This is a genomic window from Pseudoroseomonas cervicalis, from assembly GCF_030818485.1.
GTDB lineage: Bacteria > Pseudomonadota > Alphaproteobacteria > Acetobacterales > Acetobacteraceae > Pseudoroseomonas > Pseudoroseomonas cervicalis_A.
The window spans coordinates 2,745,414-2,760,186 of record NZ_JAUTAJ010000004.1 but is presented as its reverse complement, the minus strand read 5'-3'; the positions used below and the strand labels follow the sequence as shown (position 1 = coordinate 2,760,186).

12 protein-coding genes, 1 tRNA gene and 1 pseudogene are annotated in these 14,773 nt (G+C 71.3%); 7 read left to right on the top strand and 7 right to left on the bottom strand.

Translation table 11 applies throughout. The annotated features are described in order from the left end of the window. Positions 1–38: 38 nt before the first annotated feature. Positions 39–692 carry a ribonuclease D gene (locus tag QE401_RS16755; RefSeq protein WP_307139280.1) on the bottom strand — a complete coding sequence of 218 codons (654 nt, stop codon included), beginning with the start codon at positions 690–692 and terminating at the stop codon, positions 39–41. A gap of 73 nt (positions 693–765) precedes the next feature. Then, positions 766–849 (bottom strand) — tRNA-Leu (locus QE401_RS16750). 231 nt (positions 850–1,080) lie between these two features. On the opposite strand from QE401_RS16750, the gene QE401_RS16745 reads away from it, so the two are divergent. Together QE401_RS16745 and QE401_RS16740 are read left to right on the top strand one after the other, a co-directional pair. Continuing rightward, positions 1,081–1,818, top strand: a complete 738-nt coding sequence (locus QE401_RS16745; RefSeq protein ID WP_307139279.1) for a pirin family protein — start codon at positions 1,081–1,083, stop codon at positions 1,816–1,818. Between the two features lie 67 nt (positions 1,819–1,885). Then, positions 1,886–3,055, top strand: a complete 1,170-nt coding sequence (locus QE401_RS16740; RefSeq protein ID WP_307139278.1) for a zinc-dependent alcohol dehydrogenase — start codon at positions 1,886–1,888, stop codon at positions 3,053–3,055. Between the two features lie 65 nt (positions 3,056–3,120). On the opposite strand, the gene QE401_RS16735 is transcribed toward QE401_RS16740, so the two are convergent. Next, the gene (locus QE401_RS16735; RefSeq protein WP_307139277.1) at positions 3,121–3,393 is read right to left on the bottom strand and encodes a hypothetical protein; all 273 of its coding nucleotides are present in this window, start codon (positions 3,391–3,393) and stop codon (positions 3,121–3,123) included. Positions 3,394–3,442: 49 nt separating this feature from the next. Then, positions 3,443–3,562: pseudogene (locus tag QE401_RS16730) on the bottom strand (IS630 family transposase); the annotation flags it as partial. 102 nt (positions 3,563–3,664) lie between these two features. Here QE401_RS16730 and QE401_RS16725 point away from each other — a divergent pair. Beyond that, positions 3,665–4,804: an epoxide hydrolase family protein gene (locus QE401_RS16725; protein ID WP_307139276.1), complete on the top strand. Its 1,140-nt coding sequence runs from the start codon at positions 3,665–3,667 to the stop codon at positions 4,802–4,804. Positions 4,805–4,850: 46 nt separating this feature from the next. Here QE401_RS16725 and QE401_RS16720 read toward each other — a convergent pair whose 3' ends face one another. Then, positions 4,851–7,511: a cation:proton antiporter gene (locus QE401_RS16720; protein WP_307139275.1), complete on the bottom strand. Its 2,661-nt coding sequence runs from the start codon at positions 7,509–7,511 to the stop codon at positions 4,851–4,853. Positions 7,512–7,749: 238 nt separating this feature from the next. On the opposite strand from QE401_RS16720, the gene guaD reads away from it, so the two are divergent. Continuing rightward, a complete protein-coding gene (gene guaD / locus QE401_RS16715) occupies positions 7,750–9,063 on the top strand; it encodes a guanine deaminase (protein WP_307139274.1) in 1,314 nt (437 codons plus the stop codon). Between the two features lie 109 nt (positions 9,064–9,172). Here the strand turns inward: guaD and QE401_RS16710 are convergent, their stop codons facing one another. Next, on the bottom strand, positions 9,173–10,171 hold the full coding sequence (locus QE401_RS16710; RefSeq protein WP_307139273.1) for an NADP-dependent oxidoreductase: 999 nt from the start codon (positions 10,169–10,171) through the stop codon (positions 9,173–9,175). 115 nt (positions 10,172–10,286) lie between these two features. Continuing rightward, a complete protein-coding gene (locus tag QE401_RS16705) occupies positions 10,287–12,287 on the bottom strand; it encodes a 4Fe-4S binding protein (protein WP_307139272.1) in 2,001 nt (666 codons plus the stop codon). 81 nt (positions 12,288–12,368) lie between these two features. Here QE401_RS16705 and QE401_RS16700 point away from each other — a divergent pair, with 81 nt between their 5' ends. The 3 genes from QE401_RS16700 (at position 12,369) to QE401_RS16690 (ending at position 14,773) form a co-directional block, all read left to right on the top strand. Continuing rightward, positions 12,369–13,064: a biotin/lipoate--protein ligase family protein gene (locus tag QE401_RS16700; RefSeq protein ID WP_307139271.1), complete on the top strand. Its 696-nt coding sequence runs from the start codon at positions 12,369–12,371 to the stop codon at positions 13,062–13,064. Then, positions 13,061–13,615, top strand: a complete 555-nt coding sequence (locus QE401_RS16695; RefSeq protein WP_307139270.1) for a DUF6505 family protein — start codon at positions 13,061–13,063, stop codon at positions 13,613–13,615. The genes QE401_RS16700 and QE401_RS16695 overlap by 4 nt, the downstream gene beginning before the upstream one ends. 147 nt (positions 13,616–13,762) lie before the next feature. Beyond that, positions 13,763–14,773, top strand: a complete 1,011-nt coding sequence (locus QE401_RS16690; RefSeq protein ID WP_307139269.1) for a DUF6352 family protein — start codon at positions 13,763–13,765, stop codon at positions 14,771–14,773.

Genomic DNA, 14,773 nt, shown 5'->3' with positions numbered 1-14,773 from the left:
GCCAGCGCGGCGTGCCGCCCATGGCTCCGGAAGCATCCTCAGTGCGAGAAGATGTCCGGATCCTCATAGCCCAGCAGGTCCAGCTGGCCGCGGGCGGGCAGGAAGCGGAAGCAGGCCTCGGCCAGCTCCAGCCGTCCCTCGCGCCGCAGCAGCCCTTCCAGCTTGGCCCAGAGCGCATGCAGGTGCAGCACGTCGGAGGCGGCATAGGCCAGCTGCTCCGGCGTCAGCTCCGGCGCGCCCCAGTCGGAGGATTGCTGCTGCTTGGAGATCTCGACGCCCAGCAGCTCGCGGCAGAGATCCTTCAGCCCGTGCCGGTCGGTGAAGGTGCGCACCAGCTTGGCGGCGATCTTGGTGCAGCGCACGGGGGCGCATTCGATGCCGAGCGCCGCGCGCAGGATGGCGACATCGAAGCGGGCGAAGTGGAACAGCTTCACCACATCGGGCCGCGTCAGCAGCGCCTTCAGGTTCGGGCAATCGGCGCCGCGGCCGCCCAGGCTCTCGGGGATGATCTGCACGCAATGCGCATGGCCATCGCCGGCGGAGAGCTGCACCAGGCAGAGCCGGTCGCGGCGCGGGTCGAGGCCCATCGTCTCGGTGTCGATGGCGACCACCGGGCCGAAATCGATCCCGTCGGGCAAATCATGCTTGTGGAGCTTGATCATGGCATTCGGCGCGAAAAGGGTGTGTCCCATGCCGCCATCTCCGGGCGTTGGGCCCGGCGGCGTCGCCTTGCGGCCGAACTGCCTGATTACTGCAAGGGGGATATGCCCAGGAAAGGACTCGAACCTTCACGACCTTGCGGTCACTGGCACCTGAAGCCAGCGCGTCTACCAATTCCACCACCTGGGCAAGGAGGCGAACCGCCGTTTGGCGTGAGCGGGCTTTTATGAGAGGCGCGGGGCGCCGTCAACGGGGGTTCTTGCAAAAAAACGACAGCGCATCGACGCCAGCGTGACAGCGGCGCCGGAGGGCCCGGCGCGGCGCGCCATCACCACCCCTGATGGTGGCGATACGGCCGGCTGCATCGCGCGGCGGGGGGCGGATGGCCTACCTCCGGGACCACAGACAAGGACCCGCCCGATGATCGAGATCCGCCCCTTCGCCGAGCTGGGCCAGGCCCGCTTCGACTGGCTGCAGGCCCGGCACCATTTCTCCTTCGGCCATTACCGCGACGCCGACCGCATGGGCTGGGGCCGGCTGCGCGTCTGGAATGACGATGAGATCGCCCCCGGCACCGGCTTCGACCCGCATCCGCACCGGGAGATGGAGATCGTCACCTATGTGCGCTCCGGCGCCATCAGCCACCGCGACGACCTGGGCAACCAGGGCCGCACCGCGGCGGGGCAGGTGCAGGTGATGTCGGCCGGGCGCGGCATCGTGCATGCCGAGTACAATCTGGAGCCGGAGACCACCCGGCTGTTCCAGATCTGGATCCGCCCCGACCGCCATGGCGCCGAGCCCGCCTGGGGCACCCGCCGCTTCCCCGCCGCCGCCGGCCGGGGGTTTTCCGTGATCGCCTCGGGGCGGGCGGGCGATGCCGGGGCAGGCGCCCTGCCGCTGAACGCCGATGCCGCGGTGCTGGCGGCGAGGCTGGCGCCGGGGGAGCGGGTGCGGCTCGAACTCGACCCCGCCCGCGCCGCCTATCTGGTGGCGGCCGAGGGCGGCGCCACGCTGCGCGGCGCGGCGGGGGCGGAGCAGCGGCTCGGCCCGCGCGATGGCGCGGCGATCGCCGGCGAGGCGCTGCTCGACCTCACCGCCGGGCCGGAAGGTGCCGAGCTGGTGCTGGTCGACACCTGCGCCGAGGCGGAGGCGGCCTGAGGCCGGCGGGGAACCTTGCCCGCGTCGCCCCGGTTGCTCCCCTGGACATCTCAGGCAGGAGGCGGCGATGCGGGCACTCTGTTGGCACGGCAAGGGCGACATCCGCTGCGAAAGCGTGCCCGACCCCGGCATCGAGGATCCACGCGATGCCATCATCAAGGTCTCCAGCTGCGCCATCTGCGGCTCCGACCTCCACCTGATGGATGGCTACATCCCGGCGATGCAGAAGGGCGATGTGCTCGGTCATGAATTCATGGGCGAGGTGGTCGAGGTCGGCTCCGGCAACAAGAAGCTGAAGGTGGGCGACCGCGTCGTCGTGCCCTTCACCATCTGCTGCGGCGAATGCGAGCAGTGCCGGCGCGGCAATTTCTCCGTCTGCGAGCGCAGCAACCGCAAGCCGGAGCTGGCGCGTGAGGCCTTCGGCTACCCGACCGCCGGGCTGTTCGGCTATTCGCACCTGACCGGCGGCTATTGGGGCGGGCAGGCGGAATATGTGCGCGTGCCCTTTGCCGATGTGGCGCCGGTGAAGGTGCCGGGCGGCATCAGCGACGACCAGCTGCTGTTCCTGACGGACATCTTCCCGACGGGCTGGCAGGCGGCGGTGCATTGCGACATCCAGCCGGAGGATCGCGTCGCCATCTGGGGCTGCGGCCCGGTCGGCCAGTTCACCATCCGCAGCGCGCTGATGCTGGGCGCCAAACAGGTGATCGCCATCGACACCGTGCCGGAGCGCCTCGCCATGGCGCGCGCCGGCGGCGCCGAGACCATCGACTTCGCCGAGGGCGGCGTGATCGACCAGCTGATGCAGAAGACCGCCGGGCGCGGGCCGGACAAATGCATCGACGCGGTCGGCATGGAATCGCACGCCACCGCCAGTTTCGACGCCATGATGGACAAGGCCAAGGCGGCGCTGATGCTGGAGACCGACCGCCCGCATGTGCTGCGCGAGGCGATCATGGCCTGCCGCCCGGGCGGCATCGTCTCCATCCCCGGCGTCTATGGCGGGCTGCTGGACAAGGTGCCGATGGGCGCCGCGATGCAGAAGGGCCTGACCTTCCGCATGGGCCAGACCCATGTGAACCGCTATATCGAGGATCTGCTGCGCCGGGTCGAGGAAGGCCAGATCGACCCCTCCTTCGTCATCACCCACCGGCTCCCGCTGGAGGACGGTCCCGAAGCCTACAAGACCTTCCGCGACAAGCAGGATGGCTGCATCAAGGTCGTCCTCTCCCCCTGATTTTTTCTTTCGGGCTGCTTTTCTTTCGGGCTGCCGCCGTCGGGTGGGGAGGCGGGACGCGGGGCTCACCGGCTGCGCGGCCGGTGGGCGGGTGTGGCCTCCCCGATCGCGGTGGCGCGCAGCTGGCCGAGATCCATCTGGTCTGCTCGGATTTCGTCGAACACCGGCGCCGGGTGGAAAGCCGCCTCGCCGACATCGCCGGCCATGCGATGCCGAGCGGGGAATGCGTGGCCGGGCACAGCTTCGAGCCGCGCGGTGCGGCCGGCCTGGTGCTGGACACCGCCACCACCCCGCCCAGAGGCGCGGGTGGCGCTCAGCTGCGCCCATGTCACCGGCATGTCCGCCAGCTAGAGCCGTTTCCGATCCAGTCGGGTCATGGGCGTCGCAGCCTGCGGCGGCGAGATGGTTGCGGCACCCGTCAGAGGTGAAGCGGGTGAAGGCCTGCCGGATGGCGGCGTGCGGATCTGGCTCGGTGCAGGCTGCCACGGTCCGAAGCGACGCTTTCAACAGCCGCCTTTCCACTGTAGTGAAACGAGTTGACTTTGCGTCACGCGAGACGACGCGGCCGCAAGCATTCGGATGCTGCGGCTGCGGAGCGAGGAGACGGCGATGGCGGCGCCCTACAGGATCGAGATTTCCGACGACCGGCTGGCGACCATCGCGCGCAAGGTCACCGCCTATGACTGGAGCGAGCTTCCCGACGCGGGAGGGTGGCGATCGGGCGTCGGGGTCGCCGACCTCCGGCGGCTCGTCACCTATTGGCGGGATGTCTATGACTGGCGTGCCGTCGAGCGGCGCCTCAATCGGCTGCCGAATTTCATGACGCAGATCGACGGCGAGCACCTGCATTTCCTGCATGTGAAGGGCGACGGCTCGAAGCCGCCGCTTCTGCTCCTGCATGGCTGGCCAGGCTCGTATCTCGAATTCGAGCCGCTGCTGCAGCCGCTGGTGGCGGACGGTCACGACGTCGTCGTCCCCTCGCTGCCCGGCTTCGCTTTCTCGAAGCCGATCACCGGCCTGATCGGGCCGCGGCGGGCCGCGGCGCTGATGCACGAGCTGATGGGCGAGCTTTACGGTGCCCAGCGCTTCATCGTCCAGGGCGGGGATTGGGGCAACGCCATCGCCGCCTGGATGGCGCATGACCGGCCCGACGCGCTGCTCGGCCTCCACCTCAACATGGTCAACCTCCACGCGGAGGATGCCGCGCCGACCAGCGACGCGGAAAAGGCATTCGTCGCCAGACGGGACGAACTCCTGGAGCTGGAGGGCGGCTACAGTCACCAGCAGGGGACGCGCCCGCAGACGCTCGGCGCGGCATTGGCCGACAGCCCCGTCGGCGCGGCCGGCTGGATGCTGGAGAAGATCGGCAAATGGGCCGATCTCCCGGTGGCGCCCGATGGCAGCCCGGACATCTGGAGCAGGTTCCGCGAGGAAGAGCTGCTCACCAACATCATGCTCTACGTCGCGACCTCCTCGGTCGTCACCGCGACCTGGATCTATCAGGGCCGGCGCCTCGAAAAATCGAACAGGTTTCCCGCTGGAGCGCGCATCAAGGTGCCGACCGGCGTCGCCGCCTTCCCCGACCCCGTCTTCATCCCGCCGCCGCGCTCCTTCGCACAGAAGACCTACGACATCGTGCATTGGAGCGACATGCCGTCGGGCGGCCACTTCGCCGCCTGGGAGGAGCCGGATTTGATGCTGGGCGACCTGCGGGCATTCGTCGCCCTGGTCCTCGGCAGAAGCGCGTGACGTCCGGCAATCCCGGCGACCGCGGAATTGGCGTGGCGGAACTGGTCTAGGGGACCGAGGCCGTCGGGCCGTCCTCCCCCTTGCGGCCCTCCCCCTCAGCTGCTCCCTGGGCCGGAGCGCCCGGCCGCGCCTCCCGCGGCCCCTGTCCCGGCCCTGACCGGTCGCCGACAGGCTCCAGGGTGAGCATCGGCGGCGGGGCGCGGTCGGGGGCGGCGGGCTTGTCCAGCCATTCCTGCCGGCGCTCGGCCAGGCGCTGCAGCCGCCCGGCCAGCACCGGCGCCTCGGCCAGCAGGCGCTGGAAATCGGCGGCGCTCAGCTCCAGCAGGTGGCAGAAGCTGTTGGCCTTGGCGCGGCCGCGATAGCGGCCATTCTTCAGCGCCTCCTGGTCGCCGAAAATGTCGCCATGGCTCAGCAGCGTGTCATGGCCATCCTGGGTCAGCGTCACCTCGCCGCGGCTGATCAGGTAGACGGAGCGGGCGCGGCGGCGCGGGCGGTGGATGGTCTCGCCCGGCACGACGAAGCGGCTGGTCACGCTCATCGCCAGATCGTGGCGCAGCGCCTCCTGCAGCCCGGCAAACAGCGGGAATTCGGCGATGCGCTGGTCCAGCCCCGACTGGATGTTGAACTGCAAGGGCCGCGTCACCTGGCGGCGCAGCGTCTCCAGCCCGCGCATCAGCTCCTCATGCAGCTCCTCGCCCACCAGGGATTCCTGGCGCAGCGTGGCGTATTCCTCGGCCTCCAGCCGCAGGCCGAGCTGGCGCAGCAGCCGCGTCTCCAGCGCCTCGGCATAGCCCGGATATTGCAGCCGCAGCGTGTCCATCGCGTCCTCCAGCAGGTCCTCCCGCCGGGCGACGATATCGGCCACCACCTCGGTCACCCGCGTGCCCAGCACCGGCTCCATGCGCCGGCGCACGAAGCGCGCCATGGCGACGGAAACCAGATGCGTCAGCAGCAGCATCTCGAAGCGCTCGGCCATGCAATGCATCAGCGGCGTGTCGATGCGGAACTGCCGGTGCAGCCATTGCGCGATGTGGAAGCGCAGCCCCGGCTGCAGCCGCCGCCGCGCCGCCTGGATGTAGCCGAGCCGCCCTTCGGTGCGGGCGCCGTCGATCATGCTCTCGGCGTTCCACAGCAGGTTCTCCATCACCCGCCGCGGCAGGCCCTGCTCCTGGAACAGCTCCAGCAGCACCGAGCGCTCCTGGCTGGCGAAGGTGATCAGGCCGAGCGTCACCCGCTCGCGGTCGGAGATGGCGGTGTCGAAGGTGTTCGCCGCCGTCTCCACCTTCACGCGGTGGTCGTAGAGCTCGACCACATGCGCCGTGGTGGCGGCGGAGAAGCCGTAATCGCGCGCCGTGCTGCGCAGCTTGTCGCGCACCTCGCCGAGGCCGATCGCCACCACCTGGTTGCGCAGCGCCTGGTCGGCCGGGGACAGAAGGTCGAGCTTCAGCGCGCTGACCAGGAAGCGCAGCGTGGTGCCGTTCACCAGCAGGGTGGAGAGCACATAGCCCGTCGCCACGATGGCCACGAATTGCTGCACCTCGCGCGGGACGGCGCGGTTCTCGGTCACCGCAAGGGCGAGGGCCAGGGTGATGGCGCCGCGCAGCCCGCCCCACAGGATGGTCACCTTGAAGGGCACCGGCACGCGCTGCGACAGCCGCGCCAGCAGCAGCAGCGGCATGACGCCGAACAGCACCGCCGCGCGCGCCACCATGGCGGCCAGGATCACCACGCCGATCAGCAGCAGATCGTGCTGCTCCATGCCCAGCAGCAGCCGCGGCACCAGCATCGAGGCCAGGATGAACACCATCGAGCTCGCCCAGAAGGAGAGCTGGTCCCAGATATCCTGCAGGAACTGCCAGGAGCGCGGCCGGAAGGTGGAGGGGCCGATGGCGCTGACCGTCAGCCCCGCCGCGGCGGCGGCGACCACGCCGGAGAATTCGAACACCTCGTCGCACAGGATGTAGGCGAGATAGGGCAGCGCCAGCGTCAGCGTCACCTCCGCCGTGCGGTTGCCGCCCAGCCAGGGCAGCCCGGCCAGCATCAGCCGCGCCAGCACGAAGCCCACCGCCATGCCGCCGGCGAAGGAGGTGAGGAAGGTCACCGCCGCCTCCAGCGGCGCCGCCGGATGGTCGCCGGTCAGCTGCGCCAGGAAGATGGTGAAGATCGAGATGGCGGCGGCATCGTTCAGCAGGCTCTCGCCCTCCACCAGCCGGGTCAGCCGGCTGTTGGCGCCGATCTCGCGGAAGATGCCGACCACGGCGGAGGGGTCGGTGGTCGCCACGATGGCGCCCAGCATCAGGCAGGCCGTCAGCGACACGCCGGCGATCGGGGCCAGCGCGAAGCCGATGGCGGCGGTGGTGACCAGCACGGCGACCACCGCCATCACCAGCACCGGCGCCCAGTCCCGCGCCAGGCGCCGCACATCGATCGACAGCGAGCCGTGGAACACCAGCAGCGGCAGGAACAGGAAGAGGAACACCTCGGCATTCACCGGCAGGCGGACCAGGCTGCTGGCCACCTCGTCCAGCGGGGTGTTCCGGCTGGCATTGTTCAGCACGAAGGTGGCGCCGGCGCCGAGCAGCACGCCCACCACCGCCAGCAGCACGGTGCTGGACAGCATCAGCCGTCGCGCCAGGGGTTGGATGGCGCTGACCACGATCAGCAGCGCCGACAGCGCCAGGAGGGTGTTGGGCAGGGAATGCAGCATCGGCTCACTTCCACGGCCGCGGCGCCGGGAGGCGTCAGGGCAGACCAGCGCGCCGCCGGCCAGGACGGGCGGCGGCGCCTCCCCGCCGCGGCGGGGGCTCCTGCTGGAACGCCGGCGGGGGACCGCCGGTATCCGGCGGCTTCAAGGCGGATATAGGGCAGCCGCCCGGCGACGCTGCCGCTGTTTCATAGATTTAAGCTGCGTTGCAGGATGCAGGATGAGGACAGGAGGGGCGGGCATGGCGGCACGGGCGCTGCGCGGCGCGGCGATCAGCTTCCGGGCGGACCCGTTCCGCGTGCCGGCGGAGCAGGCGCTGCAGCACTGGCCGGACGCGCTGCTGGTGATCGAGGAGGGCGAGATCGCCTCCATCGCCCCCTGGCCCGGCGCGGCCCCCGCGGGCCTCGCAGTCGAGCACTGGCCGGAGGCGCTGCTCTGCCCCGGCTTCATCGACGCGCATGTGCACTACCCGCAGCTGCCGATGGTCGCAGCCCCCGGCGAGGAGCTGCTGGGCTGGCTCGCCCGCTACACCTTCCCGGCCGAGGCCGCCTTCGCCGATGCCGACCACGCCGCCCGCGTGGCGCGGCTGTTCCTGCGCGAGCTGCTCGCCGCCGGCACCACCAGCGCCGCCGTCTATGGCACCGTGCACGCGGCCTCGGCCGAGGCCTTCTTCGCCGAATCGGCGCGGCTGAACACCCGCATGATCGCCGGCAAGCTGCTGATGGACCGCAACGCGCCGGCCGGTCTGCTGGACCCGCCCGGCGGCGGCATCGCGGAGAGCGCCGCGCTGATCCGCCGCTGGCACGGAACGGGGCGGCAGCTCTACGCCATCACCCCGCGCTTCGCGCCCACTTCCAGCCCGGAGCAGCTCGCCGCCGCCGGCCGGCTCTGGGCCGAGCATCCTGGCACCTATGTGCAGACGCATCTCTCCGAAAGCCCGGCGGAGCTGGATTGGGTGCGGCAGCTTTTCCCCGAGGCGTCGGACTATCTCGACGTCTATCGCCGCGCCGGGCTGACCGGGCGGCGCGCCATCTTCGGCCATGGCATCCACCTCTCCGAGGGCGAGCTGTGCCATTGCCACGCCAGCGGTAGCGCCATCGCGCATTGCCCCGGCTCCAACCTCTTCCTCGGCTCCGGCCTGTTCCGCGCCCGCCAGGCGCGGCGCGCGGCGCGGGAGGTGGCGCTCGGCCTCGGCTCCGATATCGGGGCGGGGACCAGCCTCTGCGCGCTGCGCAACATGGGCGATGCCTACAAGGTGTCCCGCCTGGCGGGCGAGCCGATCACCGCCGCCCAGGCCTTCTGGATGGCCACGCGCGGCGGGGCGGAGGCGCTGGCGCTGGAGAAGCGCATCGGCAGCCTGGAGCCGGGCCAGGAGGCCGATCTGGTGGTGCTGGATCTGGCGGCGACGCCGCTGCTCGGCTTCCGCATGGGGCTCTGCGCGGATCTGCTGGAGCGGCTCTTCGTGCTGATGACGCTCGGGGATGAGCGCTGCGTGCGCGCGACCTATGTCGCGGGCAGGAAAGTGTATGACAGAGAGGAAGAGGTTCTTTTTTGAAAAAAAGAACCAAAAAACTTTTGTCAGTTGGCGTCCCGCTTATGGCCATAGGCGGGACGCCAGACTGGCAAAGTCTTTTTGCTTCTTTTTCTTCAGAAAAAGAAGATTCTTAAATCTCCACCACCAGCTTTCCGAAATTCTTGCCTTCCAGAAGCCCGATGAACGCCTCCGGCGCGTTCTCCAGCCCCTTCGCGCGGTCCTCGCGCCAGCGCAGGCTGCCCTCGGCCACCCAGGCGCCGCCGATGCGCTGCCACTCCACCCAGGCCTGCGGGTGGTCACTGACGATGAAGCCCTGCAGGCGCAGCTTCTTCCTCACCAGCGCGCCGAGATTGGGGCCGGGCGGCAGCGGCCGGACATTGTAGGTGGCGACCGTGCCGCAGAAGGCGATGCGGCCGAAGGTGCGCATGCGCGGGAAGACGGCTTCCTGCACCGCGCCGCCGACATTCTCGAAATAGACGTCGATGCCCTCGGGGCAGGCCGCATCCAGCGCCGCGCCCAGATCGCCGCGATGGTCGAGGCAGGCGTCGAAGCCCAGCTCCTCGGTCACGTAGCGGCATTTCTCGGCGCCGCCGGCGATGCCGATGACGCGGCAGCCGAGCTTCTTGGCGATCTGCCCGGCGACGCTGCCGACAGCGCCCGAGGCGGCGGAGACGACAAAGACCTCGCCCGGCTTGGGCCGGCCGATCTCGGTGACGCCGACCCAGGCGGTGGTGCCAGGCATGCCGAGCACGCCGAGATAGGCGCTGGGCGGCACGCCGCCGGTGCTGGGCAGCTTGACCAGCGTGCTGCCATGCGCGGCGGAATGGGTCTGCCAGCCGCGGGCGCCGCGCACCCAGTCGCCGGGGGCGAAGTCGGGGTGGTGGCTGGCCAGCACCTCGGCCACGCATTCGCCCTCCATCACCCCGCCCAGCTCGACCGGCTTGGCGTAGGAGGGGGTGTCGTCCATCCGCCCGCGCATATAGGGGTCGAGGGAGAGCACGCGGTGGCGCAGCAGCACCTCGCCCCGGCCGGGCTCGGGCAGGGGGCGCTCGACCAGCTCGAAATGCTCGGGCCCGGGGCGGCCGCTGGGGCGGGCCTTCAGCAGGATCTGGCGATTGCTCTCGGCCATGGCGGTGTCCTCTCTCCTGTGACTCAGCAGGAGTGTTGGTCCGCCGGGGGAGGATGCCAAGCCCGGGCGCGCTGCAACGGAAGGCGGGGTCCGGGGTGGCCCTGCCACCCCGGCCTTACTCTTCCCGCTTCCGGAAGTAGTCCTCCGTCGTCATCGGCCGCGGCCGGGCCGGCCCCGCATAGGGGTCGACCTGAGCGTTGGTGGCGGCGGAGACGCGGCAATCCTCGCACAGGTCGAGCAGCGCCAGCTTCGACGCGTCGCTGAACATCCAGTGCCCGCTGGCGCGCAGCCGCGTCTTCACCCGGTCGATCGAGGCGCGGGTGCCGAAGGCCTTGGCGCAGGAGGGGCAGATCGCCGGCTGCTCCTGCTTCACCACGCGGCGGGTGGCGGCCTCGGGCGCCAGGTTCAGCTGTGGTGTCAGGCTGATGACCTTCTCCGGGCAGGTGGTGGCGCAGAGGCCGCACTGCACGCAGGCATCCTCCAGGAAGGACAGCTCCGGCCGGTCCGGATTGGCGGCGAAGGCGCCGGTCGGGCAGACCATGGTGCAGGCCAGGCAGAGGGTGCAGCCATCGACCGCCACGCTGGCCTCGCCGAAGGGCGCGGCGGCCGGCAGCGGGATCACGGCGGTGGCGGGCGCTGCGGCGTCGCGCAGCGCGGCGAGTGCTGTCTTCAGGATCTCGCGCGGCGCGCCCAGCGGCAGGAATTCGGCGCGGGTCGCCGGCGCCGGGCGCGGGGCGGCGCGCAGCATCTCGCCCAGGGTGAAGGGGTCGTCGGTCTCGATCACCCCCGGCGCGTGCGGCAGGCCGAGCCCGGCCAGCATCGCCTCGGCATAATCGATGTTGCGCAGCACGCCCTCGGCGCCATGCGGGCGGCGGGCGGGCAGCAGCAGCTGCACATCCGACGCCCCCCAGGCGAAGGGCGCCACCAGCATGGCGAGGTCCGCCGCCGTCACCTCGCCCAGCCGCACCGGCAGCACATGCGCCGGCAGGCCGGGCCCGTGGCGGGAGAGGGCGTCGAGCATCGCCTCGCCGCCCTCGCCATGCAGCAGCAGGGTGGGGGCCTGGCCGCCGGCGGAGTGATAGGCCAGCAGCAGGGCGCGGATGCGGCGCAGCATCGCGTCGGTCGGCGGCAGATCATATTGCGCCGCGCCGGTCGGGCAGACCGCCGCGCAGGCGCCGCAGCCGGCGCAGATCTCGGCGCTGATCTGCACGCTCTCCTTGCCCGGCGTGATGGCGCCGGTCGGGCAGAGATCCAGGCAGCGCGTGCAGCCGGTGCGCTTGTTGCGGGCATGGGCGCAGAGCCCGGCCTCGAAGCGGATGAAGCGCGGCTTGTCGAACTGGCCGACCAGCTCGCCCGCCTCGCGCGCGATGCGGGCGAGCGCCGCCGCATCGCCCGGATCGGCGCGGAAATAGCCCTGCCGCACCTCATGCGTCGGGAAGAGCGGCGCGCGCCCGGTCAGGTCGATCAGGATGTCGCACTGGCTGGCGGCGCCGTCGCGCGGCGTGCCCCAGCGATAGGTGGCGCGGGAGGAGGGCGAGGCGGCGGCATAGCCATCCACCACCACGTTGAAGTTGCCCAGCCAGCCGGTGGCGCCGCGGGCGCGGCCGCGCAGCACCGGATATTCCGCCTGCGGGCGGGGGGGGATGTCCTCCTCCCCGGTCAGCAGCACGGTGAGGTCCAGCCGGTCCTTCAGCAGCTCGGCCAGCTCCAGCGCCGCCTCGTCGCGGCCCAGGATCAGCGTCACCCCCTGGCTTTCCAGCGGCACCAGGGGGGTGGCGGGCATCGGCAGGGCGGCGGCGGCCAGCAGCGCGGCCATTTTCGGCCCGGCGGCGGCGCCCTCATCCGACCAGCCGGCCTGTTCCCGCACATTGGCGAAATGCAGCTGGCCCTGATGGCCGGCCGCCTCCGCCTCCTGGCGGAACAGCGGGGCCTCCTGGGTGCAGCCCACCGTGACATCGCCGGGGCCGAGCGCCGCCAGGAAGCGGTCCAGCTGCCCGCGGCAGAGCTGTTCGGCCGTCGCCAGCCGCCCGCCGCAGCCCCGTTTCAGCGCGCCCTCGTCCAGCACCATGCTGTCTTCGCAACTGCAGGCAAAAATCGTGCGGCGGGGTTCGGTCATGTTTCCTCCGGCCCGCTGCGCCGGCGGGGCCTAGCGCATATATCCACGCGAATGCGTGATGACGAGGGAAACGCACGAAATATGCGCGGCGGCCTGCCCCCTTTGCCCAGCCTGTTCACCCCCCTGGCCCTGCCGCCGGGCGAGGATGCGCGGCGCCACGCCATCGCCCTGGCCCCGGAACATGGCGGCGGCCTGCTGGCCTGGAACGCGACCGAGACCCGGCTGCAGGCCGCCCTGGTGCTGGAACCGGAGGAAAGCCTGCGCGCGGCCCGCGCCGGCCTGCTGGCCGCCGCCAGCGCCGCGGCCGACGCGCTGGTGGTGCTCGGCCCGCCCGAGATCCCGGTGACGCTGCGCTGGCCCGCCACGCTGGTGCTGAATGGTGCGGCGGTGGGCCACCTCGCCCTCGGCGCGCCGCCCGGCACGGCAGAAGATGCTGTGCCGGACTGGCTGGTGGTGGCGCTCTCCCTCGACTGGCGCCATCCGCCCGGGCACGAGCCCGGCAGCACCCCCGGCCGCACCGTGCTGGCCGAGGAAGGCTTCCTGGAAGTGCCACCGGAAGAAATCGTCGCCGCCTGGGCACGGCATCTGATGGCCGGGCTGTCGGAATGGCAGGCGCGCGGCTTCCGCGCCATGGCCGACCGCGTGCTGGCGCGCCTCGAGGTCGAACCCTGGATGGAAGGCGCCAAGCGCGGCCTGGACCCGCAGAGCGGCGCCCTGGTGCTGCGCCGCGACGGCGCCGACACCCACCACCCCCTGCCCGCGGGGCCCGACGCATGACCCACCGCCTGCCCCGCACCCTGCGGCTCGACCCCTCCGACGCCGTGGTCTTCTCCCGCGCCGCGGCGCCCGGCGAATGGGCCGTGCCCGGCGGCTTCGATTTCTGGGACGAGGACCCGGCCAGCCTCTCCGGCAAGCGCCGCCAGGAATTCCGCGCGGGCTTCCTCGGCCTGTCGAGCTTCGGCTTCTCCACTCTGGTCGAGGTGGCCGAGGCCAGCCCGGCCGAGCGCGAGGCCGCGGTGGCGGCCCTGGCCGCCCATATCCGCGCCGCCTATGGCGCGCCGGACGAGGCCGCCGCCCGCGCCGCCGCCCTCGAAGAAATCGGCTTCGCGGAATCCCTCTGTGACCATCCGCCCGGCACCGTCCTGGCCCTGGCCCGCAGCATCGAGGACGGCCAGGTGCGCGAACGCTTCCGCACCCTGCACCGGCGCGAAACCCCGCACAGCGATTTCGGCAGCCTGCCGGTCTTCGGCATCGTCGCGGTGGAGGGGGAAGACGAGACCGTGGAAGAAATCGATCTCAGCAAAATCGGAAAAGGCCTGGGGGAATGAATTCCCCTTTTTCTGTCAGGCTGCCGCCGTCCTGTTGCAAGGCGGGCCGCTCCACCGGGCCGGAGAGGGAGGCTTCACGTGCAGCGCCTCCCGTCCCGGCCATGACCGGCAGCTGAAAAAAAAGACCGGAAGCTGGAAGAAAAGACGATGGATGTGTGGGTGGCGTCGGGGCATCAGCTCTGTGATCGGGACGAGGCGGGGCGGCTGGTCGCCACGCCGGATCTGTGGCGCGCCTTCCTGGCGCGGCCGGAACTGGTGCCGCCCGAGGAAGCCTGCGCCGCCGAGCGCGAACTGCACGCCGCCCTGCTGGCCGACCCTCTGCGGGCCGTCACCGTGCCCGAGCTGGCGGATCCGGACGCGGCGGAGAATTGGCAGGTCTTCCTGGCCTTCCGCGACCGGGTGATGGCCCATCCGACGCTAGAGGCCGCCTGGCTGGCCCTCTACCGCGAGGATGTGCGCGGCGTGCCGCCCCTGTTCCTGCAGATGCTGACGCAGCTCATCACCCGCGCGGCGCTGGAGGGGGAGGCGGACGCCTTTGTCTGGCGCGCCGCCGAATGCCTCTTCCGCCCGCAGCGCGCCGCCATCCATCACGGCGCCCTGCTGCTGGCCGATGAGGAGGTGGTGGAGGCCCGCGCCGCCGATGGCGATTTCGGCGCCCTTGGCCGGCTGCTGACCGAGGCCGGCTCGCCCCCGCGCGAGGTGGAGCTGGACGTGCTGGGGGAGGCCGACCTCGCCCCCTATGCGGCGCGCTCGGACGCGCATGACTATGCGCTCGACATCGCCGAGGGCCGGCCCGGCCAGTTCGGCATGGCCCGCGCGCTGGAGCGCTTCATCCGCCATGTGCTGGGGGAGGAGGTGGCGATCCGCCCGGTGCCGGTGATCGAGGATGCCGCCTGGACCTGGCATGTCGGGCTGGACAGCGAGGCGACGGCGATCGCCAACGACCTCTGGCACGGAAGGGCGGTGGCGCAGGAGCGGCTGGCGCGCATCCTCTGGCTGGGCGTGCTGGAATTCCGCGAGCAGACGCGGGTGCTGCCGCGTGTCGCCGGCAAGCCGGTCTATCTGGCGCTGGCGATGAACGGCGCCCAGATGCTGCGCATGAAGCCGCAGAACCTGGCCACCGGCCTGCCGCTGATCGCGGCCGCCGCGGCGCAGTAG